Genomic DNA, 22,741 nt, shown 5'->3' with positions numbered 1-22,741 from the left:
TTTCTTAAACAGTCTTTCTTCTATAAAAAAGAATACTTACCTACTATTTTCTATTTGAAGGGGGAGCAATATAATTTGTTACGCTCAAAATTTAAGACAATCGTACTCGCTTTATCTGCGTCCCTATTAGCTCTTGCTCTAATTTCTTTTCCAGGAGTTGCAGTTGACGCTTCCAAAAATGGACTAAACACATGGTGGACGATTGTTTTTCCTTCACTTCTTCCTTTCCTTATTTTATCCGAAATTTTAATCGGTTTTGGTGTAGTTCGTTTTATTGGTGTTTTATTGGAACCCATTATGCGACCTCTCTTTAAAGTTCCAGGTGTAGGTGGATTTGTTTGGGCAATGGGCATGGTATCAGGCTTTCCTACTGGAGCAAAATTAACAGCAAGAATGCGTGAAGAAAAACAATTAACAAGAACAGAAGCTGAAAGACTCGTTTCTTTTTCTAACGCTTCTAATCCAATGTTTATTATTGGTGCAGTTTCAGCTTCTTTTTTTCATAGTCCCAAACTAGGACTACTTCTTGCCTTTTCTCATTACTTAGCCAACTTTACAGTAGGACTTTTTATGAGATTTCATGGCAAGGACACAGAAATAAAGAAACAGGAGGCAACTGAAAAAGCCTCTATCAAAAGAGCATTACGGGAATTACATCATACTCGATTAAAAGACAAGCGTCCGCTTGGCAAATTAATGGGTGATGCCGTTACTTCTTCAATTCAATCATTATTAATGGTCGGTGGCTTCATTATTCTTTTTTCCGTTATTAATCGATTACTATTTCACTTACATATTACTTCTTTTGTTGCTAAATTGTTAGAATCTATTTTCCAGCTATTCACTTTTTCTGGCGAATTAACGATTCCATTCATTGCTGGGATATTTGAAATTACATTAGGAAGTCAATTAACAAGTGAGGTAGAAACTTCTACCCTTATGCATCAAGCAATCCTAACTAGCTGTATTCTCGGCTTTAGTGGTTTGAGTGTACAAGCGCAGGTTGCAAGTATTCTAGCACAGACAGATATTCGCTTTAAACCATTTTTTATAGCAAGAATAATGCAAGCAATCTTCTCCGGTATTTATACATTTATCGCTTGGGATTTCTTTAACAAAACCTTTTTGGCAAAAGATGCTCCAACGATTGCAATTCCAGGATTAAAACAGGAGGGAGCTTTCTTTCAACAAATATTTGAAAATATTAGCACATGGGGTCCAATTGTAACGATTATTTCCTTGACAATTTATTGTTTTATCTTAATAAAAAGATTATCTCCAAGAGAAGAAGTATAAAAAAGACTTATTGCCATAAAGATATAAAAATCTTTTAGGCAATAAGTCCTTTTTTATTCATATTACTGGAGAGAAAGCGTTAGGGACGATTTTTATGAAACTTTGCTCTTAACGCATCATGAACAATCTTTGGGACAAGCTCCGAAATGTCACCATCATACTTACTGACTTCTTTCACTATACTTGAACTTAAGAAAGAATATTGATTATTTGTCATAATAAAGAATGTCTCAATATCATCTGATAAAACTCGGTTCATAGAGGTAATCTGCATTTCGTATTCAAAGTCTGATACAGCTCGTAACCCTCTAATAATTGCATTTGCATTTACACTTTTTGCATAATCAATCAAAAGCCCTTCATAGGACGACACAGAAACATTTTTAATATCTTTTGTTACTTCTCTAATTAACGCTAATCTTTCCTCTACTGAAAAAAAAGGTTTTTTGGCAGAATTATTTAATACACATATGTATACATGGTCAAATACCTTTGCTGATCGTTTAATAATATCAATATGACCATACGTTATCGGATCAAAACTACCTGGGCAAACTGCTATACTAGCCATTTCTTAGTCCTCCATACCATTTTGTAAGGAATAAATAGAAACCGCAATTATTCCATATTTTTCATGTTTCACTTGTTGAAGTCTGCTAACTGCCTCAGGCAAAGAAATTTCCGAACCGTGTTCACAAACAATAACTCCGTCTTCCTTTAAGAGACCTGCTTCATCAATAAATGTTAGCATTTTTTCCAACTGCTGCTTTTTATATGGCGGATCTAAAAAAATATAATCAAATCTTTTTTCTCTTTTTTGTAATGCTTTTAAAGCACGATCCGCATCGTTGCGATATACCTCTGCTTGGCTATCTAATTTGCATATAGAAAGATTTTCTTTAATCGTATGTATCGCTTTTCCTTCTTTGTCTACAAAAATAACAAGATCCAATCCTCTACTTAAAGCTTCAATACCTAGTCCACCACTCCCAGCAAATAAGTCAAGGCCTTCTCCTCCTTGAAAGTAAGGACCTATCATGTTAAAGATGGCTTCTTTGACTTTATCTGTAGTAGGTCTAGTCGAGTTACCAGGCACTGCCTTCAATGGAATCCCCTTATTTTTACCGGAGACAACTCTCATTTCAATCACCACAACCCTAATTTTACTTTAACTGCTTTTACCTTCCCTATCCTACCATAAACCTTATAGCGAGCCAACATTTTAAAGATTTTTTACTATTTATACCATGAATAGTTTTATTCCACCTATTAACTAAAAAAGAAGACTATCTTACTTTATCCAAAAAAATTATTTTGATTAGGTATAAGTGTTCCATGGTTGGGGATAATGTAATTAACAGCATCTATTCGAGGATGTTGTTGCCAACCGCGGAGAAGACTTACGTTTCCCCTAAGTTTTCCTCCGGTTTCTCCTCTCCCTTTACCTTCTTTCCTTATGAATAATAAGGATGTGGAAGGAGCCTGCAGGTATTTGCCTGCAGGCTTTTTTTACTCCCCTTCCCAATTTAAATGGAATTATATTAAAGAAAAAAACAGTATGGATGATGACTTAGTCGCAGAAGTTAATCCTTCTAACTAAGCTTCGTCCATACTGCTCTTATTATCTTTTAAGCAGCTATTAAATTCCCATTTTATAATCATATTCTTTCGCTTTATCTGGCCGCGAATTTTCAAATTCCATTTTTAAAAATGGTTTATAGGAAGGTTCTACCTTTTTAACAAAAGAATGAGCATTTATTTTTTCCATTATGCTTTCTACGTCACTTTGGTTTGTGTAGAGCACAACATATTTTAACCTTTTGGAAATAAAATGAACATTCCCATATCTTCTTAACATTTTTGCTTGTTTTAGTGAAAATAACCAAACAATAATCCCTTGTCGTTGCCCTAGCATAATTTAACCCCTTTAAATACCATTATTTATCATAATAGCATAGGAAAAGAAAATAGAAAAGCAATGATCATCTAGGATCATTGCTTTTAAGTATATTATGCAGAACAACTACAGCTTCCACCACTACCACAACCTCCGGAGCAGCCAGAAAGTTCATCAAAAAATGGATTACCTGTTGGTACTTTAATGAAAGTAGAAACAGAACGTCCAATAATAACACTAACATCATCTAAAAGCTTTTGTAAACCATTCTCAGCAATTTTAAATGCTGCTACATTATCATCTAAATCCATCTCGCGTTTAAGCTGTCTTATTTCCATCATCACTTTTTTATATTCAGGATGATATTTTCCAAAACGCTGAACTTCTTCATATAGCTCTTTCATTTTGTTAAAAGAATGAATTTTCCGCTGTGTTTCCTTATTTGATTGTATATTGGCCAAACAAATACGGTATTGTTCTGCAACATCTGATTCTAATATCATTTCAGCAATCTCTTCTGCTTCCTCTTGAATAAGGAGTATTTCAGTTGTCGCAAGCACGTATTCGCTCACCTCCACCTCTTATTCTACATGAAAGACACTAGAAAGAAAAGGAATGTGATATCCTTTTTTATCTAACTTTTAATCATTACTTGAAATGACTTCTGATATTGCGTTTCCTTACTTGCTGCATCTATAACAGAAAGATTAATCGTATGCTTTCCTGCTTTCAGCCCTTCAATTACAAAGGCAGCAGAAGAATATTCATACTTCTGACCATCAACTTCTAAAACTATTTTACCTAATTTCCCCTGGCTATCTTCTCTGAATGAATAGTCCTTTACTCTGCATTCTACAAATACTTTATTTCCCTTCACTAAATGATGCACAGCCATCTTTTCTGTATCTCTATAAGTAGTAGAGGCTTGTACAGCCATATTTGATGAGATTACACCATTTACTGCTTCCTTATGAGGTTTTACTTTTGGATCAGGTATATCATGGCTACACCCAGTTAAAAGGAGAAAAGCAGGAATACAAATCAATCCGAATTTTTTCAACATAAACACTCCTGGTAATTTTAATAATGTTTTCGTTAGTATTACCATTCCTGTTTGTTTTACTCAAAGTATTTATTGACTTCTAAAGACCTAAGATTGTGCATTCATTGCCTGAAACATGCTAACCATCATAGACGCCATTTGTACACCATTCGAAAACTTTTCCACATGATCTGGGATGGTTTTTTTATAATAATGAAGGGAAGCAATCTCAAAGACTTCTAACTGATTTGGATTTCTGCTTAATTCTCTATACCATTGTGGCTGTTCTCGTATAAACTGTTGTAATTCTGTATTCTGCGCAATATATTCTTTAATATTCTGTCTCATATAGTCCTCCTATTTAATCTTTCCTAAAAGAAAATGGTCCAGAAGGTTTTTGTTCTGTTGGCGCAGATGTTCCACTAGAACCACTATTGGGAGCGAATTGAGAGATAACACCTTGCAACGTACCTAAAGCTTGGTTTAAGTTTGCCAAGTATCCTTGGATTTGATTTTGGTCCATATTCTTTAATGTATCAACAATATTAGACATCCATACAGTCCGATTACCTGATGCCTCTTCTTTCTTTTGGGTGGACTCAGCACTACCTTCTAATAAACCATCCCATCTAGTATCATTTGGACCTAATAAATACCAATCCTCATATAATTCCTGTAATGTCACATTCCCACTTCTTGCCTCTTTCAATATTTTAGGGTTTGCTTTTACAAATGCTTTAAATTCTTCTACAGAAGGATGAAGTTTTTTATCAGCCATCATTATTTCACCTCTAATTTGATACATCTGCCTATATTACTTTATGACAGCTTTGTAAAAAGTGTGCATTTCTCTTCATATTTCCCTAAAACCCTGTAACTAATAAGATTATAAGATTGGTTAAAGATAACCAAATCCTGCTATGTAATTATCCCTACCATACACCAACAACTCAGATAAAAAAAACAGCCGACCACTCCTCCGCTGAGTTTGCCGACTGTTTCTTTTTCTACTCTTACCATTTTTCGATAAAATTTTGTGTATAGTATTTATCAAATACTCCTACTCCAAGATGTGTAAATTTCTCATTTAATAAACATTCTCGATGCCCTTTGCTATTTAGCCAACCTTCCATTACTGCGGGAGCATCTGAATACCCTGCAGCGATATTCTCCCCAGCAACTTGATATAAGATGTCACCTGCTTTTAAGCGGTCCTCTAAATCACCATACTTCTCAGATGTATGAGAAAAGTTTTCGGTATCAAACATATCCTTACTATGGCCTAATGCTACTACCGCAGTAGGCTGATCCCATTCAACTGTATTTAACTTGAATCTTTTTCTTAATACATTTGTCATATCTAGAATTTGTCGCTCGTTTCCTTCTTGTATTGCTTCATTATTCTCCACATTACTCTGTGTCTCTAATAGTTCTCCCCGATAAACTAATTCATATGGTCTTAAATGAAGTAACGTTCGGGCATCCATATACCGAATACTTGATAGAGTACCATTAAATTTATCAAAGTATAGCTGTGCATAATAATCTCCAATTTGAATAAGTGGGCGGTTATTTATTTCATCCTCCGATAATTCAAAACGGTAGGAGGAATTTTCGTAGTTAAAGCTAATATTGGTTTCAATTGGAGTCATTGTATAAATATCTCCAACTTCTTGTCCAATTTTATAAGGCGTAACATTCACTGAGCTGCCAATTGCATAAATGGTAACTACTTTGTCATCAAGAATACCAGCTTGAAAATACTTAGAGTCATCCTTATTGAATATCCACCAGTCATATTCATAAGCGGAAGGATCAATTCTCGCTGGCTTCCCATACTTCTTTTTGAGTTCACTTGTACTCTTACCGATTAAGCTCCCTAACCCCTCTTTAGGAGCTGGCAAAACTTGCGTATTTTTACTTGCTTCTTTGAGATTATCCTCTACTTTTTTAGGATTATCACCATTTTCAACTAATACATCTGGCTGATTATTATCATCTGCTATACTAAAATAGAATCCAATCGCCGATAATACAGCAATAATTATGACAGTTCTTAATAAAATTTTCAGAGGATTCCCCCCTCTCTAGCATTGTTTCTATTAATATATGTGGCTTTCTTACTAAATAGTATAACTTAATTTAAATAATTTTAATAGAAGAAGTAGTTTTTCAATTATGTAAATAAAGTTACATTTAAAACCATCCATTTCGCCATTAGAAACCAATAAAAAAAATGCTTCTGTTTTTTAGAAGCATTTTTACATGTTATTTTTAAAAACCTAATATTGCTTTAATAACAGATGTCGTTTCTCCTCCATGATAAAAAACATAGAGTAGTAAATAAACCGCTGTTCCTGTAATAGCTGTAATAAACCAAATAATACTTGTGATCGGTCCTAACTTTCGGTGCTTTGCATATTGCTGCTTATAACCTGTATACAACATAATGATTCCTAATACAGCACCTATTGTGGCCAAGGTGATATGAAAGATAAGAAATATAGTATAGTAGATCTTAATATCATCTGGTCCTCCAAAAGAAGTGTTACCAATAAAAATCGTTCTTGATGCATAAATGACGAAAAAGATTACCGCGAAAATCGCTGCAAATAACATGACAGTCTGGTGTTGTTGTCTTTTTTTCTGCTTAATTAATCCCCAACCAATCGCTACAAAAATCGCACTTAAAATAATAAACGTAGTACTAATTGTCGGCAATATCGGTAATGTAAATTCCATTTAGCTACCCACTCCATAAAGTATTTACCTCTTTGTTTAACAAACTCCCAAAATTCCCTTTTCAATAAGACTGGTTCGCAAATTTAGTGCCGTTAACCAGGCAACACCCTCGACCTTTCTGACGAAAGCGAGCATTGCTCGGTCTCCTCTGTCTCACTAATCCCATCGAAGTCTATATGTATTCAGACTGCTCCAAGTTTCAGGATATTAATGTTTCTTATCGGAAAAAGCATCAAGCTTTAACCAATAAGAAATCAACCATTATTCTCCTTGAAATGTTCTCCCCTATAAACAATTCCTTTTTAGAATAATGTAAATACTACCATTGAGACAAATAATATTGTTAAATATTGAATGGAATAAATGAACATTGCTGTTGCCCATTTGTATTCATCTTCCTTTTTACTTGCTCGTATCCCCGTAATAACCCAACCGATATTTAATAATGTTGCTAATATTAAAAATGGAATACCGATTTGGTATAACAAAAATGGCAGCGGAAATAAAGCAATAATCCATATATACGTATGCCTTTTTGCTACCTCAAAACCTTTAACAACAGGGAGCATTGGAATTCCTGCTGCTCGGTACTCTTCTGCTCTTCGAATTGCTAAAGAATAAAAATGTGGCGGCTGCCAAACAAACATAATTAAAAACAAGCTCCAAGCCATCACATGGAGGCCAGGATCAATGGCAGCCCATCCAATTAGTGGTGGAAATGCTCCTGAAAAGCTTCCTATTACGGTGTTAGATACTAGTCGACGCTTTGTCCACATAGTATAGACAACGACATAGCTAAATGCACCGATTAAAGCAATGACAGTTGCAGTTATTGTTGTTAATAACAGGAATAAAGTACCAATGAAGAGAAAACCAAAACCTAAAACAGCAACTTTTGCAGGCTTCACTTTTCCTGTTACTGTTGGTCTGGACTTCGTTCTTTCCATTAATGGATCAATATCACGATCAATAAAATTATTTAAAACACAGGAACCTGCCATAATTAATCCTGATCCGATTAAAGTATATAATACCGTATCAATTTGCTCTAGAAACTTTGCATCTGTGAAGACTATTGCAAGCCAGATACCGGTAAACACGGTGATTAAATTTGAATTTACGATTCCTATTTTAATTAATGCGAGAAAATCCTTCCAAGCACTTGTTTCTGATTGTTGATTCGTCAATTTGGCTTCAGGATAAACGCGAGAATTAGCCATTTGATCATATCTCCCCTTTCATTACATACAAAAAGATATCATACTATATAAAATACCGTTCATTTTATTGTGTCATTATTCACATTTAACATCATAGCAATGTTAAAAAAAGACTCTTTTGCTATTAAACCATATTTTCATGAATATTTCTCTCTTTTTACACTAAAAACTTCAGTTGTCACATTATTGGTAAACTTTAACATTTATCACAACTTCCTCGAGAGCGTTTTACAAATAAAAAGACACTCTATTCATTATAGCCTTTTTTAGCAAGGAAGCAAATGAATCAACCTGTTTTCTTAGTATTACTTCTATAAACAAAGATAAAAAAACCAAAATCAGATACGAAATGCTTTAATATCTTCGTATCATGGTTTTGGTTTTTCTTTAGCTGGAAAACTTATATCCCAGCCATTTTATTGAATTGTTTAAAAATGACGGTTTGGTCGAACAAAACTGGAAGTAGGCTGTTTCTTCACTGCTATATCTGAAACATTCTCTTCTTTCGGCTTATAAACTCTTTCATATTTCACGAACATGGAAACATTGACAAGAATCCCCATTCCAATGGACAATTGTAATAAAGATGATCCTCCGTAACTAATAAAAGGTAACGGGACACCTGTTAATGGTATTAATCCAGAAACTCCTCCAATATTGATAAAAGCTTGGATTCCTATCATACTGGAAATACCGATTGCTAATAAGCTCCCAAACGGGTCTTTACACTTTAATCCTGTATAAATGCCTCTTAAAACAATATAGCTGAGCCCTACCACTACAAATCCGACACCAAAAATACCCAGTTCTTCAGCAATTACTGCCATAATAAAATCAGTATGGCCATCTGTTAAGTAACCCAGTTTTTGGACACCTTGTCCCAAACCTACCCCTTTTAGACCACCAGATCCAATAGCGATAAGAGAGTTACTCATATGGTAACCAGATTCTTGTACAACATCTTCAGCAAAAGGCGAATCTAGAAAAACGAAAATTCTCGCCATTTGCTTTTCTGTAAAAATACTCTTTCCTGCAAGCTGGAGGATTAAAACAAGTAATAATAGAAACGCCAAGCCAATCAGCATCAACTTGGACAAGTTTTTCCAGTTCATTCCTGAACATAAAATAACCGTAGCACCAATCATAAATATAATCGCTGCTGTACCAAAATCCGGCTGAAGAATAATCAATGCACAAACAATAACCAAATATGCTAGCGGGGGAACAACGCCTCGATTAAATTCATTTATATACGCCTGTTTTTTAGAGTAAATTGCCGATAGATAAATAATCACACCCAATTTAACAAACTCAGCTGGCTGAAGACTTGCTGTTCCTACTTTATACCAGCTTTGCGCATTTCCAAAAACACTACCGAATAAAAAGATTCCACTTAAAAAAATAATAGAGCCAAATACCATTGGTACTAATATTTTATTGCTTAACAATGCCTTATATGGAAAAATTGCCACTATCACAAAAGCAATCCCGGCAATGATAATATATTTTAGTTGTCTTTTATAAAAAAAATCACTACTGTCTTCTCCATAATATTGGACTGCTGAAACCATGCTAGCACTATAAATCATAATCAATCCAAATAGAATTAATAATACCATTGCTATAATTAATGTATAATCATACGATTTTAATATCTTCTTTATCATTCAACCGCATCCCTTATTCAATCTCCTCATTTAGAGTATTCGTTGTGTCTTATCTTTTTCCTGCTGAAAAGGATAAACTTCTAATTTTCATTCTCATAAAATATTGGGCCGCTTTCTGTTATTAATCATAACAAATTGCTTATTCTTATCCGCTACTTACTCTACATCGGATGTTACTTACAAGCTTATGGGCTCAAGTGAGCTTATAAATTGCCAAAAGATTTGCCTTTGTTCGTATGTACTTCCCTTATTTACAAATAATACACATAGCCACTAAAAAAACTCAAACAATACATGCTTTTGTTTGAGTTTACTTTTTATTTTCTTATAGATGCTTCGTGCAAAATCGATAGCTCTTTTTCCAATTCATCTAAAATTTTCTTACCAACCTGTTCTTCTACTAAACCTAATCGAATAGCAAAATCTATCTCTTTAGACAATCCATACATTTGCGTATCCAAAACCTCTTCATATAGAGGGCATTGTGGCATTGTTAAATTATCCATCTGAACTTTAATTAGTTTTAATATTTTTTCAGCATCTGCTTTCAATAACTCATTTGCTTTTTCTTTATGATTAATAATCATTTCAGAAGTCAATCTTATCCCCCCGTTTCCGAGCGATTATCCTATCTATAAAGTTTAAACTCAACCTAGAAAAATTGCAAGAACAATCCCTTTTAAAAAATTTAAAAGTTTGCGTTCTATCATCTCGAATGACAGAAAGACAAGAAAAAGCTATACTTAACATAACAACTGTTTTAATCTGCCAATTAAAATTTAGCCAATTTAAGATATTTTCTTTTAGAAGCAATACTAATTTGCAGAACTTTTATACATAACAAAGAACACACATACGGAGGAGATATAAAAATGAATAGTATTATTCAAGTTTCTGGGTTGGTAAATTTTCCGATTACTATTGATCCTACTGTCTGGATCTTTGATGATCGAAAACAAACAGCTGATACTGTATTTGCCCCAGTTGAAGTAAAGGACGAATTAGAAGCGTATACAAAAGAAGCCTCCAAGCACTGGGATCAAGAAATTACAGATGGAGCGAAAGCCCCAGAACAATCCACAAAAACCTATAAAAAAGTGGAAATGCTAACCGGAACCTTCTATATGGCTTTAGCTCCCTTTATAAAAAATGCAGAACCGCAGGAAGAGGCAAAAACTCTTTTAATCACAACAGAAGAAGAAGAATATGCGATTCCTTTAGAAGAAATCGGTTCGATCTTCTTATTATTTTGCGTAAAAGGAAAACCGCTTACAGAAGATGGTCCTGTACATATTTTCGATCAAACAAAAGGCCCAGAACAAACTCCTATCAAAAATGTCAGAGCATTTAAAATTACATAATGTTATTCATTCACACATACGCCATCTAGCTATTAACAGATGGCGTATCATTGTTTCCCGTTAAATTATAATAAATCTGCGGCAAGCTGAGCTAAAGAAGATCTTTCTCCCTTAACTAATTTTACATGACCTGCTATCGGTTGGTCTTTAAAACGTTCTACTACATAGCTTAATCCATTATTAAAAGCATCTAAATAAGGATGATCAATTTGTTCAGGATCTCCCATCAAAACAATCTTACTACCTTCTCCAACCCTTGTTAAAATCGTTTTCACTTCATGCTTCGTTAAGTTCTGGGCCTCATCAATAATAATAAACTGGTCTGGAATACTTCTTCCTCTAATATATGTTAATGCCTCTACTTCAATAGATCCCATTCCCGCCAGAATTGCTTCTAGTTCTCCTGGTTTCTTTGTATTAAACAAATACTCAAGATTATCAAAAATAGGCTGCATCCACGGTCGTAATTTTTCTTCCTTTTCTCCAGGAAGAAAACCTAAATCCTTTCCCATCGGGACAATCGGTCTTGCCACTAATAATTTTTTGTAGTCTCCAAAATCTTCTGTCTGCATTAATCCAGATGCTAATGCCAATAGTGTTTTTCCTGTACCTGCTTTTCCTATTAACGTCACTAATGGCATGTCTTTTTTTAATAGCATTTCAATCGCCATCGTTTGCTGCACATTTCTTGGACGGATCCCCCAAATATGCTCATGATCAAACACTAGCTTTTTAACAAACTTCCTCGATGAATCTACAATAGCTAATGCTGAAGAGGAAGATCCCAATACATCCTTTAAAATAAGAAACTGATTTGGATAATAATTTCCATTCCCAATTTCTGCAATCGGGAGTTGACCATTTTCATAAAAGTTATTCAATATATCTATGGTTACTTGTACATCCATAAAACCAGTATATAAATGTTCATTTTCTACTACTCGATCACTTAAAAAATCCTCACTCTTCAAACCAATTGCATCTGCTTTTACACGGACGAGTGTATCTTTACTAACAAGAATAACGGTTCGTCCATTTTCTTTTTTACTTTCTTCTATTGATAAATTTTTTGCGACTGCTAGTATGCGATTATCATTTGTTTTTTCGACAAATATTTCTTGCAGTTCGTGAAAAGAACGGTGGTTTAATTCTATCCGTAAAGTTCCACCATTCTCCAATGGAATTTTATCGTGCAACTTTCCTGACTCTCTTAAGTTATCGATCAATCTAGATATTTGTCTTGCGTTCCTTCCGATTTCATCCATGTACCGTTTTTTGCTGTCTACCTCTTCTAAAGCTACTGCTGGAATTACTACATCATTGTCACTAAAAGAAAAAATAGAATAAGGATCCTGTAACAAGACATTTGTATCCAATACGTAAATTTTACTCAAACCGATGCCCCCTGCTCTAAAACGTCATATATTGCTGCACTTATCCGTGTAACGGAAAGAACCTTGGTAAAATATATGTTTTATCGAATAAAGATAGAAGATATTTTGCACAATAAAGAGAGAGGAAGTGTAAAAAATCGTAAAAATGCTCATTTCCATCTACAAATCAGGGGAAATGTACACTTTTAATTGTAGGTTTCAATATTAAAGGAGGGAATTTTATGAAAAAATGGTTTTTCTTCATCGCAGTCCTTTTTCTTCTTACAGGATGCACAAATAATAACGCAGAAAATAGCCAGCAATCTGAGAATAGAGAAAACAGCCCTCAAGTTACAAATGTAAAAAATTCTACCAACCAAAGGGTTGACCGGAAGACTGGACAGGATATCGCCAAAAGGCTCGTAGCTCTTGCAACAAGCATTGATAATGTTAATGATGCAACAGCGGTAGTAATCGGTAAATATGCGCTCGTAGGGGTTGATGTCAACGCTGACCTAGATCGTTCTGAGGTTGGTTCAATAAAATACGCAGTAGCCGAGAGTTTAAAAAATGATCCTGATGGCGCCAATGCAGTTGTCATTGCCGATCCTGACATTAATGCAAGACTGAAAGAAATTGGGGAAGATATTCAAAATGGAAAACCTATTCAAGGTATATTCAATGAACTAGCTGATATTAGTGGAAGACTTATCCCAGAGGTACCAGCGGATATGATTCGAAATGAGCCAGATAGAGATCTCAAAAAATCAAATGAAAAATTGAATGATAAAGAAGAAAAAGAGCTGAAAAATAACCAAGATGAACAATCAAATAATCATATAAGAGATTAAAATTCGATTTTCTATACGATTATATATTATAATGTGCCTATAATCTATTTTATGATTAGAGGTGCAACTATTGAAAGTTAAATGTGTGATATGTGATAAAATTGAAGATATAGACGAAAACTCCTTTCAGGCAAAACGACTACGAAATCGGCCAATCCATACGTATATGTGTAATGAGTGTGATGATAGAATCGCCAAAAACACAAAGAAAAGAATCGATTCGGGTAACTTTGTTCTTTATCAAAACAAAACTCAAGAAGATGATTGGTAAGTAGACAAGCATTATAAATAAAAAGAAGATCTTTTAGTAAGGTCTTCTTTTTTATATGCTCTTCTCTTTTAATGGTTTCATTAAATCAGGCATTATCTCTTCACTTTCAATAACGATGGCTGTTAAGCTAATATCTGTTTTCGTTTCATGCCATTCCTCTTTATCCCAATACACCGCCTCTCCACTTCTAACTTGAAACCTTCATTCTTTTCTCCTCGAACATAGCCTATGCCGCTAACAATTAACAGAAGTTGTGGTATTACAGCTTGATGTAAACCAATAATCCCATTTTCTTCAAGATACATACATCCAATATATGCTTCTTTCTTAGTTTCCAGGATGCGATTCATAATAAAACAGGAATTAAATTGAGTGATTTGCTTTCCAGACTCTTTATTAAATCGAAAAATTTTCATTTCCCATTCCTCATTTTCCTTTATTTACTAATTATAAGTTTAGAGGTTGGTTGAAGAATACAACTAATTTATTTTTGAATATGTGCTTCTATTACGATTAGAGATTGGGTTTAACTTATGAGAGCTACGAGAGATGGTCTCCATGACCTTTCACTCTGATTTCTTTGTCCTCATGCAAAAAGTGACTTTCATTTCCTTGATGAACACCATTTTCTGCACTCTGCATGTTGAATGTGGCTTTCATTCCTTCGATGAACACCATTTTCTACATTCCCAATGCTGAATATGGCTTTCATTCCTTCGATGAACACCATTTTCTACACTCTCCATGCTGAATGTGGCTTTCATTTCCTCGATGAACACCATTCTCTACATTCCCAATGCTGAATATGGCTTTCATTCCTTCGATGAACACCATTTTCTACACTCTCCATGCTGAATATGGCTTTCATTCCTTCGATGAACACCATTTTCTACACTCTCCATGCTGAATGTGGCTTTCATTTCCTCGATGAACACCATTCTTCTGCTCTCCCAATGCAAAAATGGTGTTCATTTCTCCATGAACTCCGTTTCCCTCTCTCACAATTCAAAATAATGAACACCATTCTTCCAACTTCCTTACAGTCACAGAAGACTCTTCTTTGTTCACAATCACTTAGTTTCCTTGCTTGCATTCTCAGTTAAAGCCTATACCTCCACTTCACTCAAAATAAAAAAAAGAAGCCATCAACAGATGACTTCCTTATCTATTATTATTCAGCAGATTTTTTCTTCTTGCCAGCTCTTTCACGTTCTGCTTTATTTAAGATTTTTTTGCGTAAACGAATTGATTCAGGAGTTACTTCACAATACTCATCATCGTTCAAGTATTCTAAGGATTCCTCTAAAGTCATAATTCTTGGTTTTTTCATTGTTGCCGTTTGGTCTTTGTTTGCTGAACGGATGTTTGTTGCTTGTTTTACTTTTGTGATATTAACAGTGATGTCATTTTCACGAGTATGTTCCCCAACAATCATTCCTTCGTAAATTTCAGTCCCAGCTTCAACAAAGATAATTCCACGATCTTCTACTTGCATAATTCCATAAGTAGATGATTTTCCAGACTCCATGCTTACTAATACACCTTGGCGACGTCCACCAACTTGACCTGATGCCATTGGTTGATAACTATCGAATGTATGGTTGATGATACCATAACCGCGTGTTAATGTTAAAAATTCAGTTGTATAACCAATAAGTCCTCGAGCAGGTACGTTAAAGATTAAACGAACTTGTCCATTACCGTTGTTGATCATATCTAACATTTCACCTTTACGAGCACCGATCGATTCCATAACTGAACCTGTATGCTCTTCAGGAACATCGATTTGTACACGTTCAATTGGCTCACAACGAACTCCATCAATAGTTTTAACGATAACTTCAGGTTTTGACACTTGAAGCTCGTAACCTTCACGACGCATATTTTCAATCAAGATAGATAAATGAAGTTCTCCACGTCCTGATACCGTCCATGCATCTGGTGAGTCTGTATTTTCAACACGTAAACTTACATCTGTTTCTAATTGTGCACGCAATCTTTCTTCAATTTTTCTTGAAGTTAAATATTTACCTTCTTTACCTGCAAAAGGAGAGTTATTAACTAAGAATGTCATTTGAAGAGTTGGCTCATCGATACGTAAAACTGGTAGTGCATCTTGATGTTCAAATGGACATACTGTTTCACCAACGTTTATATCTTCCATTCCTGATACTGCGATTAAATCTCCAGCGTATGCTTCTTCAATTTCTTGACGTTTTAATCCGAAGAAACCAAAGATTTTTGTTACACGGAACTGCTTCACTGTTCCATCTAATTTCATTAACGCTACTTGTTGACCAACCTTCATCGTACCGCGGAATACACGACCGATACCGATTCTTCCAACATAATCATTGTAATCTAAAAGAGCTACTTGGAATTGTAAAGGCTCTTCGCGATTGTCAACTGGTGCAGGAATATGATCTACAATTGCATCATATAATGATTGCATGTTTTCATCTTGTTTTTCAGGGTTTGTGCTAGCTGTACCATTAATAGCTGATGCATAGATAACAGGGAATTCTAATTGTTCTTCTGTCGCATCTAACTCAATAAACAAATCTAATACTTCATCAATAACCTCAGCAGGACGAGCAAAGTCACGGTCAATTTTGTTAACAACAACAATTGGAGTTAAGTTTTGCTCTAAAGCTTTTTTTAATACGAAGCGTGTTTGTGGCATACAACCTTCATATGCATCAACAACAAGTAGAACACCATCAACCATTTTCATGATACGCTCTACTTCTCCACCAAAGTCAGCATGTCCTGGTGTGTCTAGGATATTAATACGTTTATCTTTATATTGAATAGCAGTATTTTTCGCTAATATTGTTATTCCACGTTCTCTTTCTAAATCGTTGGAATCCATTGCACGTTCTTCCACATGTTCATTTGTACGGAATGTGCCGGATTGTTTTAACAGCTGGTCAACCAAAGTTGTTTTCCCATGGTCAACGTGAGCAATAATAGCAATGTTACGAATATCTTCTCTAATTTTCAAAAATTTCACTCCTACCTAAATATGTCTATCTGGATTAATTTATTTTTTTAATAATATTATAACTGAGTCATTATATCACATAATTTCACAGAAACCTAAAACCTTTTATCAAAATAACAAATGTAAACGTTATTTTGATAAAAAAATTTATTTTATCATCATTTTATGCTTGAATATAACAATTTATTTACATTATGGCTGTTCTTTCCATTCCATAACATAGTATGATAGAGGAGACACGATTAAAAAATACCCACAACATTTCGCTGTGGGATTTCTTTACTATCATACGCTATTAATTTTGATAAATATAGACCATAATAAAGGAAGATAAACATGAATTTTGATAATTATCCATATTTTTACTATAACGTTTATGGGGTATCTAGTTTTATAAGCATCGGAATATGTATTTTAGAAAAAACATTAGCTGGTACTCTTATTTGTTTTTGCCTATTCTGTGGAATTTGGTTCTTAAAATCCCATAAAAAAAAGAAAGTTCTTCATGTAACCGAAAACTAGCCTTAACAACTCTTACCAGTTTCCATCTTTTAGATATTTTTGAAGTATTTCATCATGTAATCCAGGTTTGGATGCAAAAAAAGATTGTTGCGTTAATAAATCAAGCGGTTCGTTTCTTAAAGTTGTTACCTTGCCGCCTAGCTCTTCAACCATTATCTTACCTGCTGCATAATCCCAAGGCGATAATCTTAAGGTTAAATAAGCATCCATTCTTCCGGCTGCTATGTACGCTAATTCTAAACAGGCAGATCCAAAAGATCTCGTTCCTCTTGATGCTTTTACAAGTGGTTCTAAGATAGTCGGATCAATCCGTTTATTTTTTGTTACCCATGTAGCATTTAATCCGATAATAGCCTCATCCACGGCCGTATCTTTTAAAGGTAATAGCTTTAAGTCATTCATAAAAACACCATTTCCCTTTCGAACATGGTACAGCTCGTCTGCCACTACATCATATATTAAACCAATCTTTCCTACTCCATCTTCATAAATTCCAATAGAGATGGCAAAATCCCGCTGCATATGGACAAAATTCATCGTTCCATCAATAGGATCAATAATCCAGACTATCCCTTTCAAATCTTCTAGTGCCTCACATACTCCCTCTTCGCCTAAAATACGATGGGAAGGAAAAACTTTATTGATCTTATTAATCAAAAATTCTTCTGTCCCCTTATCTATTTGGGTGACCAAGTCATTTTTATTTGATTTCGTTTGAATAATGAGCTCAGAAGAAAAAGACTTGATAATTCTTGCTCCTGCCTCTTTAATCCATTCTTTCGCATATTTATCGATTTCCAGCCAATTTGTCATCTTCTCAACCCTTCTTTACATTCTTTTTTTCATCGTTTCCTATATTTTAGCTTAGATCATCCCTAAACATACTTCTAAAAAATCTATCCTTCTTCTATATAGTATCATAAAATAAGAAAATTCTATGAATACAGGTTCTTTGGATAATATTATGTATTTTCTTCTTAAAGTCTATTACTAAGAGCCCAGCCTATACCCCCTTCCCTTTCCAATTCTCTTCGTCAATGCGGTGACAACGTCCATTTAAGCTAAACAATATTTCTAAAGCTCATTTTTCTATTGGTATGCAAAATCATGCAGCTGACTTTATAGGAATGAAAGGTTGCTTCCTATAGAGTCAGCTGCATGATTACCTATCAGCTTATTCATTAGTTATAATGCTTTAAGTCTTAGAAGTTCCTGCCTAATTCTTTCTAACTTTTGCTTACTTAATTTTTTTTGTTTTTCATCCTTTTCATTCATCGCATCGAATAAGGTAGCCAATTCATAATCCATTTCTAGACGAAGAACAGCTTTTTTTTCCTTTTCCACTTCCATTTTCTTCGCTAAATTCATCAATTGTTTCACTGACAGAACACCCCTTTCATCGACTTGCATTTCTGTTGATTTCATATATATTATGTGGAAACTAATTAGCTTGCTCCTATTTTGTGCTATAACCCAGCGTAATCCAAATTCCTTCATAATATTATTTATGTATGCTACAATATTTGCGAAAAGGCTAGCTAAGTTGAAGCTACATTTTAAGTGACTAAATAGCTTACTTGATTTTATATACAGTATTTACCCGTAAACAATGGAGATAAACTAAAAAGGAGATAAGAAATAATGGCATTCACTGGTTTTACACAAAAAGATTTTGATACCTTTACAATTGATGGACTAGATGCTCGAATGGAAGCGATTCAGGAAAGAATTCAGCCAAAGTTTCGCGAAATTGGCACACAGCTTACTGAAGAGCTGTCTGGAAAGCTTGGCATGGAAATGTTTCTACATATTGCAAAACATGCAAGACGAACAGTTAACCCGCCGAAGGATACTTGGCTTGCCATCGCAAGTAATAAACGAGGCTACAAACAACATCCACATTTCCAAGTCGGCTTATTTGATGACCATGTCTTTATTTGGTTAGCATATATATATGAACTTCCAAAAAAGAAAGAAATCGCTGAAGGTTTTTTGGCAAATTATGAGATTCTGCAGTCCACTTTGCCACAAGATTATGTTCTATCCATGGACCATATGAAAAAAGATGCAGTTAAAATTGGAGAGACAAACTTAGAAGCAGCCTTAACAAGATTCCGTGATGTAAAAAAAGCTGAATTTTTAGTAGGTCAGAAAATCGCTGCTGGAGATTCTATTCTATCAAATGGAGAAGAACTGCTTGCATTAATTGAAAAAACTTATGATACCCTGCTTCCCATTTATAAATTATCATTGGAGTATTAGATTTGGATTAGCTATGAAAAAAGAGGCCGTTATACAGCCTCCTAGACTGTAAGCAAACTAAAATCAGCGGTTTGTTTACAGTTTTTCATTATCTTTTTGTAAAAAGTTACAAGCAAAATATTTTATATCACCTATCATGACATCTTTATTCTACTATCATCCGAAGCTTCTTTCGCCTTTTTGATGGTTCGATAGGTTGAATAACCACTTACTTCTTCAAATTCATCACATACTTTTTTTTCTTGCGCTTTTCCTGGGACAATTTTTTTAAAGGCACGGTATTGCTCCATTAATTCTGCCTTCTCTACCCCTTTTTCATATGCTTTTTCAATGCATTCAAAAAATTTAACGACAGTAATAATTTCATCCGTTGACCAATCAATATCGATTGGGTATTGATAATCCATATTTCCACATCCTATTAATTGAAGTTTTTCAGATAAAAACTATTGTAATTTAAGTAGCTAAGAAAGTAAAATATTGATTCTTTTCCCAAGTTCCTTTCCTCTACTAGCTAAACTGAAGAAAGAAAAAATAGAGAAAAAAAATAATTCTTTTTCCTATAGTGAAAACTAATTGTATGCAAAGAAAATAAAAAATGCTATAATTCTTTTGTTTTCTGATTTTTATATTTTGAGATTAGGGTAAAACTTGTTAAGAGTAATGAAATTAAAGACAGAATAGCGGCAGCAATGTACAATAAAATTTTTAGATGTACATAAGAAATTTAAATAAAGTTCGCTTAAAATTGCATAAAAATACTAAATAAAGAGGTGTGGTAATAAATTGTCACAACACGAAACACCGTTATACCACGGATTATTGGAACATGTTAAAAGGGATCCGATTCAATTTCATATACCCGGTCATAAAAAAGGGAATGGAATGGATCCAGAATTTAGAAACTTTATCGGAGAAAACGCCCTTTCGATAGACCTTATTAATATTGGTCCTCTTGATGATCTTCATTATCCAAAAGGGATGATTAAACATGCACAGCAGCTTGCTGCTGAGGCATTTGGAGCAGATCATACTTTCTTTTCCGTTCAAGGCACAAGTGGTGCTATCATGACGATGATCATGAGTGTTTGTGGCCCAGGAGATAAAATTATTGTTCCTAGAAATGTCCATAAATCTGTTATGTCTGCCATAATATTTGCTGGAGCAATTCCAATTTTCATCCACCCTGAAGTAGATAAGAATCTTGGAATTTCTCATGGAATCACCGTCGAGTCTGTTCAACATGCTTTAGATATTCATCCAGATGCTAAAGGGCTTTTAGTTATTAATCCAACTTATTTTGGCATCTCTGCTGATTTAAAGACGATTGTAGATTTGGCGCATTCCTATGATATCCCTGTCCTTGTAGATGAAGCACATGGAGTTCACATTCATTTTCACGAGGAACTGCCAATGTCTGCAATGCAAGCCGGAGCAGATATTGCCGCAACAAGTGTGCATAAACTCGGTGGGTCGATGACACAAAGCTCTATTTTAAATATGAGAGGCGACCTTATTAGCTATAAACGTGTACAATCTATTTTAAGTATGTTGACAACAACTAGTACTTCCTATTTGCTGCTAGCCTCTTTAGATGTTGCCAGAAAGCGTCTTGCAACAGAAGGAAAAGAGCTGATTGATAAAACGATTAATCTTGCACAATACATTCGAAGACAGATTAATGACGTAGAACATCTATATTGTGTGGGCGAAGAAATTCTGGAATCAGATTCTGCTTTCGATTATGACCCAACAAAACTCATTATATCTGTGAAAGACCTTGGCTTAACTGGCCACGATGCGGAAGAATGGCTTCGGAAACATTATCGCATTGAAGTAGAAATGTCCGATTTGTATAATATTCTGTGCATTATTACACCAGGGGATTCCGAAAGAGAGGCCAATATTTTAATTGACGCCTTAAAAGCTCTTGCAGTAGAACGAAAAGATAAGGCTTCAAAAGTAGAAGCACGAGTGATGCTGCCAAACATCCCTTTACTGGCACTAACGCCGAGAGATGCATTCTACTCAGAAACCGAATTAATCGATTTTGATGATTCAGTGGGAAGAGTAATTGCGGAGTTTATTATGGTATACCCTCCAGGAATCCCTATTTTCATTCCTGGCGAAATTATTACAGAAGATAACCTTGCTTATATAAAAAGAAATATGGAGGCAGGATTGCCTGTTCAGGGTCCTGAGGATTACGATTTCAAAAAGCTTCGTGTTATTAAAGAGCATCGTGCAATAAGATAAATAAATTTTGGAGAGCAGGGATGCCATATATAGGGTATTCCTGTCTTTAATTTGGTAATAAATGAAAAGACAGCATTTGTTTATTGTATATAGAAAGATTGGAGTTTTCCTTTTTGAAAAAATATATTGTTATCATGATTATCAGTTTACTAATTAGCCTAGTTTCTCCGTTTATTTTTAAAAATTATGTGGCACAAAAACCTGAACAATTAGAACAGGCTTTCCATTTCGGTGGTCCAATCCCATTTGCTGAACAAAAAAAGCTGCTGCCCACTTCCGTTGAGGCATACCCTTTAGAAATTACATTCGAATCGCCGGTGCAATCAAAAACTATTTTCCATCCTATTCCGTTTATTTTTAGTTTTCTTGTATTTTTCTTATTAATTCTAGCGATTTCCACCGTTTTTAGTAGCTTTTTTGGAAAAAAATCAACAAAAAGGAGATTATAACTACTTAAGAATTTAGTTGTATTAAAAAATGCCTTTATTTTTAGATTAAGGCATTTTTTGTGCTGAATATTTGTATAGGAGAAATTTCATAATGAGAAAAAGTCTGCTCTTTTCGCAATATTAGGTTAAAGAGAACTGTTTTCTTCTTCACTTCTAAAGAAAGACTATATTTAAAATAAATCATAGTGTTATGTTTATATGATTTATACAACTGATATAATTGTCATAATTAAATGAAAAGAACCGTAAATGGATAAACTGATCATGGTGGCTAGCATTGTTTTTCTTGTTGATTTTATAATTGTATTTCCTATGATAATCGCTAAATAAAAGAACACACCAAACATAAACACCTTATATAAAATTAAATCATATCTTGATAACCATTCAATAATAGAAAACCCACTCCAAATGATTAGCTGAAATAAAATTGCTGTATAAACCTTCAAGAAAAACACCACCTTTCCTCCATTAACAATTAATACTAGTATATGTACCAATCTTTTGTTTTATTTTATAATTATTTCA

Annotated in this window: 27 protein-coding genes and 1 pseudogene; 7 read left to right on the top strand and 21 right to left on the bottom strand. The window is 34.3% G+C overall.

The features are described from left to right. The first annotated feature begins 75 nt into the window (after positions 1-75). Entirely contained in the window at positions 76-1,296 is a 1,221-nt protein-coding gene (gene ylbJ, locus NX902_RS09210) for a sporulation integral membrane protein YlbJ (protein WP_163188082.1), read from the top strand. Positions 1,297-1,375: 79 nt separating this feature from the next. Here ylbJ and coaD read toward each other — a convergent pair whose 3' ends face one another. The 12 genes from coaD to NX902_RS09150 all read right to left on the bottom strand — a co-directional run bounded on the left by coaD (position 1,376) and on the right by NX902_RS09150 (position 10,463). Next, on the bottom strand, positions 1,376-1,867 hold the full coding sequence (gene coaD / locus NX902_RS09205; RefSeq protein WP_095329075.1) for a pantetheine-phosphate adenylyltransferase: 492 nt from the start codon (positions 1,865-1,867) through the stop codon (positions 1,376-1,378). Positions 1,868-1,870: 3 nt separating this feature from the next. Further along, the gene (gene rsmD, locus NX902_RS09200; protein ID WP_171509510.1) at positions 1,871-2,437 is read right to left on the bottom strand and encodes a 16S rRNA (guanine(966)-N(2))-methyltransferase RsmD; all 567 of its coding nucleotides are present in this window, start codon (positions 2,435-2,437) and stop codon (positions 1,871-1,873) included. Positions 2,438-2,935: 498 nt separating this feature from the next. Then, entirely contained in the window at positions 2,936-3,211 is a 276-nt protein-coding gene (locus tag NX902_RS09195) for a YlbG family protein (RefSeq protein ID WP_047939889.1), read from the bottom strand. 95 nt (positions 3,212-3,306) lie between these two features. After that, the gene (locus NX902_RS09190; protein ID WP_047939888.1) at positions 3,307-3,753 is read right to left on the bottom strand and encodes a YlbF family regulator; all 447 of its coding nucleotides are present in this window, start codon (positions 3,751-3,753) and stop codon (positions 3,307-3,309) included. 74 nt (positions 3,754-3,827) lie between these two features. Beyond that, positions 3,828-4,253, bottom strand: coding sequence for a hypothetical protein (locus NX902_RS09185; RefSeq protein WP_123257412.1), 426 nt, complete (start codon positions 4,251-4,253; stop codon positions 3,828-3,830). A gap of 90 nt (positions 4,254-4,343) precedes the next feature. Then, positions 4,344-4,583 (bottom strand): YlbE-like family protein, encoded by a 240-nt coding sequence (locus NX902_RS09180; RefSeq protein ID WP_123257411.1) that lies wholly within the window; start codon positions 4,581-4,583, stop codon positions 4,344-4,346. Between the two features lie 13 nt (positions 4,584-4,596). After that, entirely contained in the window at positions 4,597-5,016 is a 420-nt protein-coding gene (locus tag NX902_RS09175; protein ID WP_249928583.1) for a YlbD family protein, read from the bottom strand. A gap of 232 nt (positions 5,017-5,248) precedes the next feature. Continuing rightward, entirely contained in the window at positions 5,249-6,139 is an 891-nt protein-coding gene (locus NX902_RS09170) for a CAP domain-containing protein (RefSeq protein WP_235973322.1), read from the bottom strand. A gap of 370 nt (positions 6,140-6,509) precedes the next feature. Continuing rightward, positions 6,510-6,977 carry a DUF420 domain-containing protein gene (locus NX902_RS09165; protein WP_123257409.1) on the bottom strand — a complete coding sequence of 156 codons (468 nt, stop codon included), beginning with the start codon at positions 6,975-6,977 and terminating at the stop codon, positions 6,510-6,512. Between the two features lie 302 nt (positions 6,978-7,279). Further along, positions 7,280-8,197: a heme o synthase gene (gene cyoE / locus NX902_RS09160; RefSeq protein ID WP_095329068.1), complete on the bottom strand. Its 918-nt coding sequence runs from the start codon at positions 8,195-8,197 to the stop codon at positions 7,280-7,282. 428 nt (positions 8,198-8,625) lie between these two features. Next, positions 8,626-9,864, bottom strand: coding sequence for an FtsW/RodA/SpoVE family cell cycle protein (locus NX902_RS09155; protein WP_123257408.1), 1,239 nt, complete (start codon positions 9,862-9,864; stop codon positions 8,626-8,628). A 317-nt stretch (positions 9,865-10,181) separates the two neighbouring features. Further along, positions 10,182-10,463: a YlaN family protein gene (locus tag NX902_RS09150; RefSeq protein ID WP_016200976.1), complete on the bottom strand. Its 282-nt coding sequence runs from the start codon at positions 10,461-10,463 to the stop codon at positions 10,182-10,184. Positions 10,464-10,736: 273 nt separating this feature from the next. On the opposite strand from NX902_RS09150, the gene NX902_RS09145 reads away from it, so the two are divergent. Next, complete coding sequence (locus NX902_RS09145) at positions 10,737-11,225, top strand: peptidyl-prolyl cis-trans isomerase (protein ID WP_123257407.1); 489 nt, start codon at positions 10,737-10,739, stop codon at positions 11,223-11,225. Positions 11,226-11,290: 65 nt separating this feature from the next. On the opposite strand, the gene NX902_RS09140 is transcribed toward NX902_RS09145, so the two are convergent. After that, positions 11,291-12,619: a PhoH family protein gene (locus tag NX902_RS09140; RefSeq protein WP_123257406.1), complete on the bottom strand. Its 1,329-nt coding sequence runs from the start codon at positions 12,617-12,619 to the stop codon at positions 11,291-11,293. Between the two features lie 221 nt (positions 12,620-12,840). Here NX902_RS09140 and NX902_RS09135 point away from each other — a divergent pair, with 221 nt between their 5' ends. Next, a complete protein-coding gene (locus NX902_RS09135) occupies positions 12,841-13,449 on the top strand; it encodes a YhcN/YlaJ family sporulation lipoprotein (protein ID WP_123257405.1) in 609 nt (202 codons plus the stop codon). Between the two features lie 70 nt (positions 13,450-13,519). Further along, complete coding sequence (locus tag NX902_RS09130; protein WP_047939878.1) at positions 13,520-13,720, top strand: YlaI family protein; 201 nt, start codon at positions 13,520-13,522, stop codon at positions 13,718-13,720. Positions 13,721-13,771: 51 nt separating this feature from the next. On the opposite strand, the pseudogene NX902_RS09125 reads toward NX902_RS09130, so the two are convergent. The 6 genes and pseudogenes from NX902_RS09125 to NX902_RS09100 all read right to left on the bottom strand — a co-directional run bounded on the left by NX902_RS09125 (position 13,772) and on the right by NX902_RS09100 (position 18,626). After that, a pseudogene (locus NX902_RS09125) lies at positions 13,772-14,136 on the bottom strand (cupin). Positions 14,137-14,260: 124 nt separating this feature from the next. After that, entirely contained in the window at positions 14,261-14,398 is a 138-nt protein-coding gene (locus NX902_RS09120) for a hypothetical protein (protein WP_341160695.1), read from the bottom strand. Positions 14,399-14,428: 30 nt separating this feature from the next. Beyond that, entirely contained in the window at positions 14,429-14,554 is a 126-nt protein-coding gene (locus tag NX902_RS09115) for a hypothetical protein (RefSeq protein WP_268926838.1), read from the bottom strand. Between the two features lie 337 nt (positions 14,555-14,891). Further along, a complete protein-coding gene (gene typA, locus NX902_RS09110; protein WP_095329063.1) occupies positions 14,892-16,724 on the bottom strand; it encodes a translational GTPase TypA in 1,833 nt (610 codons plus the stop codon). Between the two features lie 534 nt (positions 16,725-17,258). Next, positions 17,259-18,059, bottom strand: a complete 801-nt coding sequence (locus NX902_RS09105) for an inositol monophosphatase family protein (protein ID WP_095329061.1) — start codon at positions 18,057-18,059, stop codon at positions 17,259-17,261. 372 nt (positions 18,060-18,431) lie between these two features. After that, entirely contained in the window at positions 18,432-18,626 is a 195-nt protein-coding gene (locus NX902_RS09100) for a hypothetical protein (RefSeq protein ID WP_047943020.1), read from the bottom strand. 261 nt (positions 18,627-18,887) lie between these two features. Between NX902_RS09100 and NX902_RS09095 the strand changes: the two genes are divergently transcribed. Next, positions 18,888-19,508, top strand: coding sequence for a YktB family protein (locus NX902_RS09095; RefSeq protein WP_123259636.1), 621 nt, complete (start codon positions 18,888-18,890; stop codon positions 19,506-19,508). A 134-nt stretch (positions 19,509-19,642) separates the two neighbouring features. Here the strand turns inward: NX902_RS09095 and NX902_RS09090 are convergent, their stop codons facing one another. After that, positions 19,643-19,915, bottom strand: coding sequence for a UPF0223 family protein (locus NX902_RS09090; RefSeq protein WP_095329059.1), 273 nt, complete (start codon positions 19,913-19,915; stop codon positions 19,643-19,645). A gap of 379 nt (positions 19,916-20,294) precedes the next feature. Between NX902_RS09090 and NX902_RS09085 the strand changes: the two genes are divergently transcribed. Both NX902_RS09085 and NX902_RS09080 read left to right on the top strand, forming a co-directional pair. After that, positions 20,295-21,764 (top strand): aminotransferase class I/II-fold pyridoxal phosphate-dependent enzyme, encoded by a 1,470-nt coding sequence (locus NX902_RS09085; protein WP_123257403.1) that lies wholly within the window; start codon positions 20,295-20,297, stop codon positions 21,762-21,764. Positions 21,765-21,877: 113 nt separating this feature from the next. Beyond that, positions 21,878-22,213, top strand: a complete 336-nt coding sequence (locus NX902_RS09080; RefSeq protein ID WP_095329057.1) for a hypothetical protein — start codon at positions 21,878-21,880, stop codon at positions 22,211-22,213. 203 nt (positions 22,214-22,416) lie between these two features. Here NX902_RS09080 and NX902_RS09075 read toward each other — a convergent pair whose 3' ends face one another. Further along, positions 22,417-22,671 (bottom strand): hypothetical protein, encoded by a 255-nt coding sequence (locus NX902_RS09075; RefSeq protein ID WP_371000611.1) that lies wholly within the window; start codon positions 22,669-22,671, stop codon positions 22,417-22,419. Positions 22,672-22,741: the final 70 nt, after the last annotated feature.

Origin of the sequence: Niallia sp. FSL W8-0954, assembly GCF_038005605.1 — a bacterium.
GTDB lineage: Bacteria > Bacillota > Bacilli > Bacillales > Cytobacillaceae > Niallia > Niallia circulans_A.
Note: the sequence above shows the minus strand (reverse complement) of the source record. Positions and strands in the feature narration are given on the sequence as shown.

Coding starts and splice junctions, on each gene's coding strand:
- NX902_RS09120 (WP_341160695.1), bottom strand. CDS start 14,398: ATGGTGTTCATCGAAGGAATGAAAGCCACATTCAACATGCAGAGTGCA.
- coaD (WP_095329075.1), bottom strand. CDS start 1,867: ATGGCTAGTATAGCAGTTTGCCCAGGTAGTTTTGATCCGATAACGTAT.
- NX902_RS09095 (WP_123259636.1), top strand. CDS start 18,888: ATGGCATTCACTGGTTTTACACAAAAAGATTTTGATACCTTTACAATT.
- NX902_RS09175 (WP_249928583.1), bottom strand. CDS start 5,016: ATGATGGCTGATAAAAAACTTCATCCTTCTGTAGAAGAATTTAAAGCA.
- NX902_RS09165 (WP_123257409.1), bottom strand. CDS start 6,977: ATGGAATTTACATTACCGATATTGCCGACAATTAGTACTACGTTTATT.
- rsmD (WP_171509510.1), bottom strand. CDS start 2,437: ATGAGAGTTGTCTCCGGTAAAAATAAGGGGATTCCATTGAAGGCAGTG.
- NX902_RS09090 (WP_095329059.1), bottom strand. CDS start 19,915: ATGGATTATCAATACCCAATCGATATTGATTGGTCAACGGATGAAATT.
- NX902_RS09180 (WP_123257411.1), bottom strand. CDS start 4,583: ATGAGACAGAATATTAAAGAATATATTGCGCAGAATACAGAATTACAA.
- NX902_RS09145 (WP_123257407.1), top strand. CDS start 10,737: ATGAATAGTATTATTCAAGTTTCTGGGTTGGTAAATTTTCCGATTACT.
- NX902_RS09135 (WP_123257405.1), top strand. CDS start 12,841: ATGAAAAAATGGTTTTTCTTCATCGCAGTCCTTTTTCTTCTTACAGGA.
- NX902_RS09115 (WP_268926838.1), bottom strand. CDS start 14,554: ATGGTGTTCATCGAAGGAATGAAAGCCATATTCAGCATTGGGAATGTA.
- cyoE (WP_095329068.1), bottom strand. CDS start 8,197: ATGGCTAATTCTCGCGTTTATCCTGAAGCCAAATTGACGAATCAACAA.
- NX902_RS09195 (WP_047939889.1), bottom strand. CDS start 3,211: ATGCTAGGGCAACGACAAGGGATTATTGTTTGGTTATTTTCACTAAAA.
- NX902_RS09155 (WP_123257408.1), bottom strand. CDS start 9,864: ATGATAAAGAAGATATTAAAATCGTATGATTATACATTAATTATAGCA.
- NX902_RS09105 (WP_095329061.1), bottom strand. CDS start 18,059: ATGACAAATTGGCTGGAAATCGATAAATATGCGAAAGAATGGATTAAA.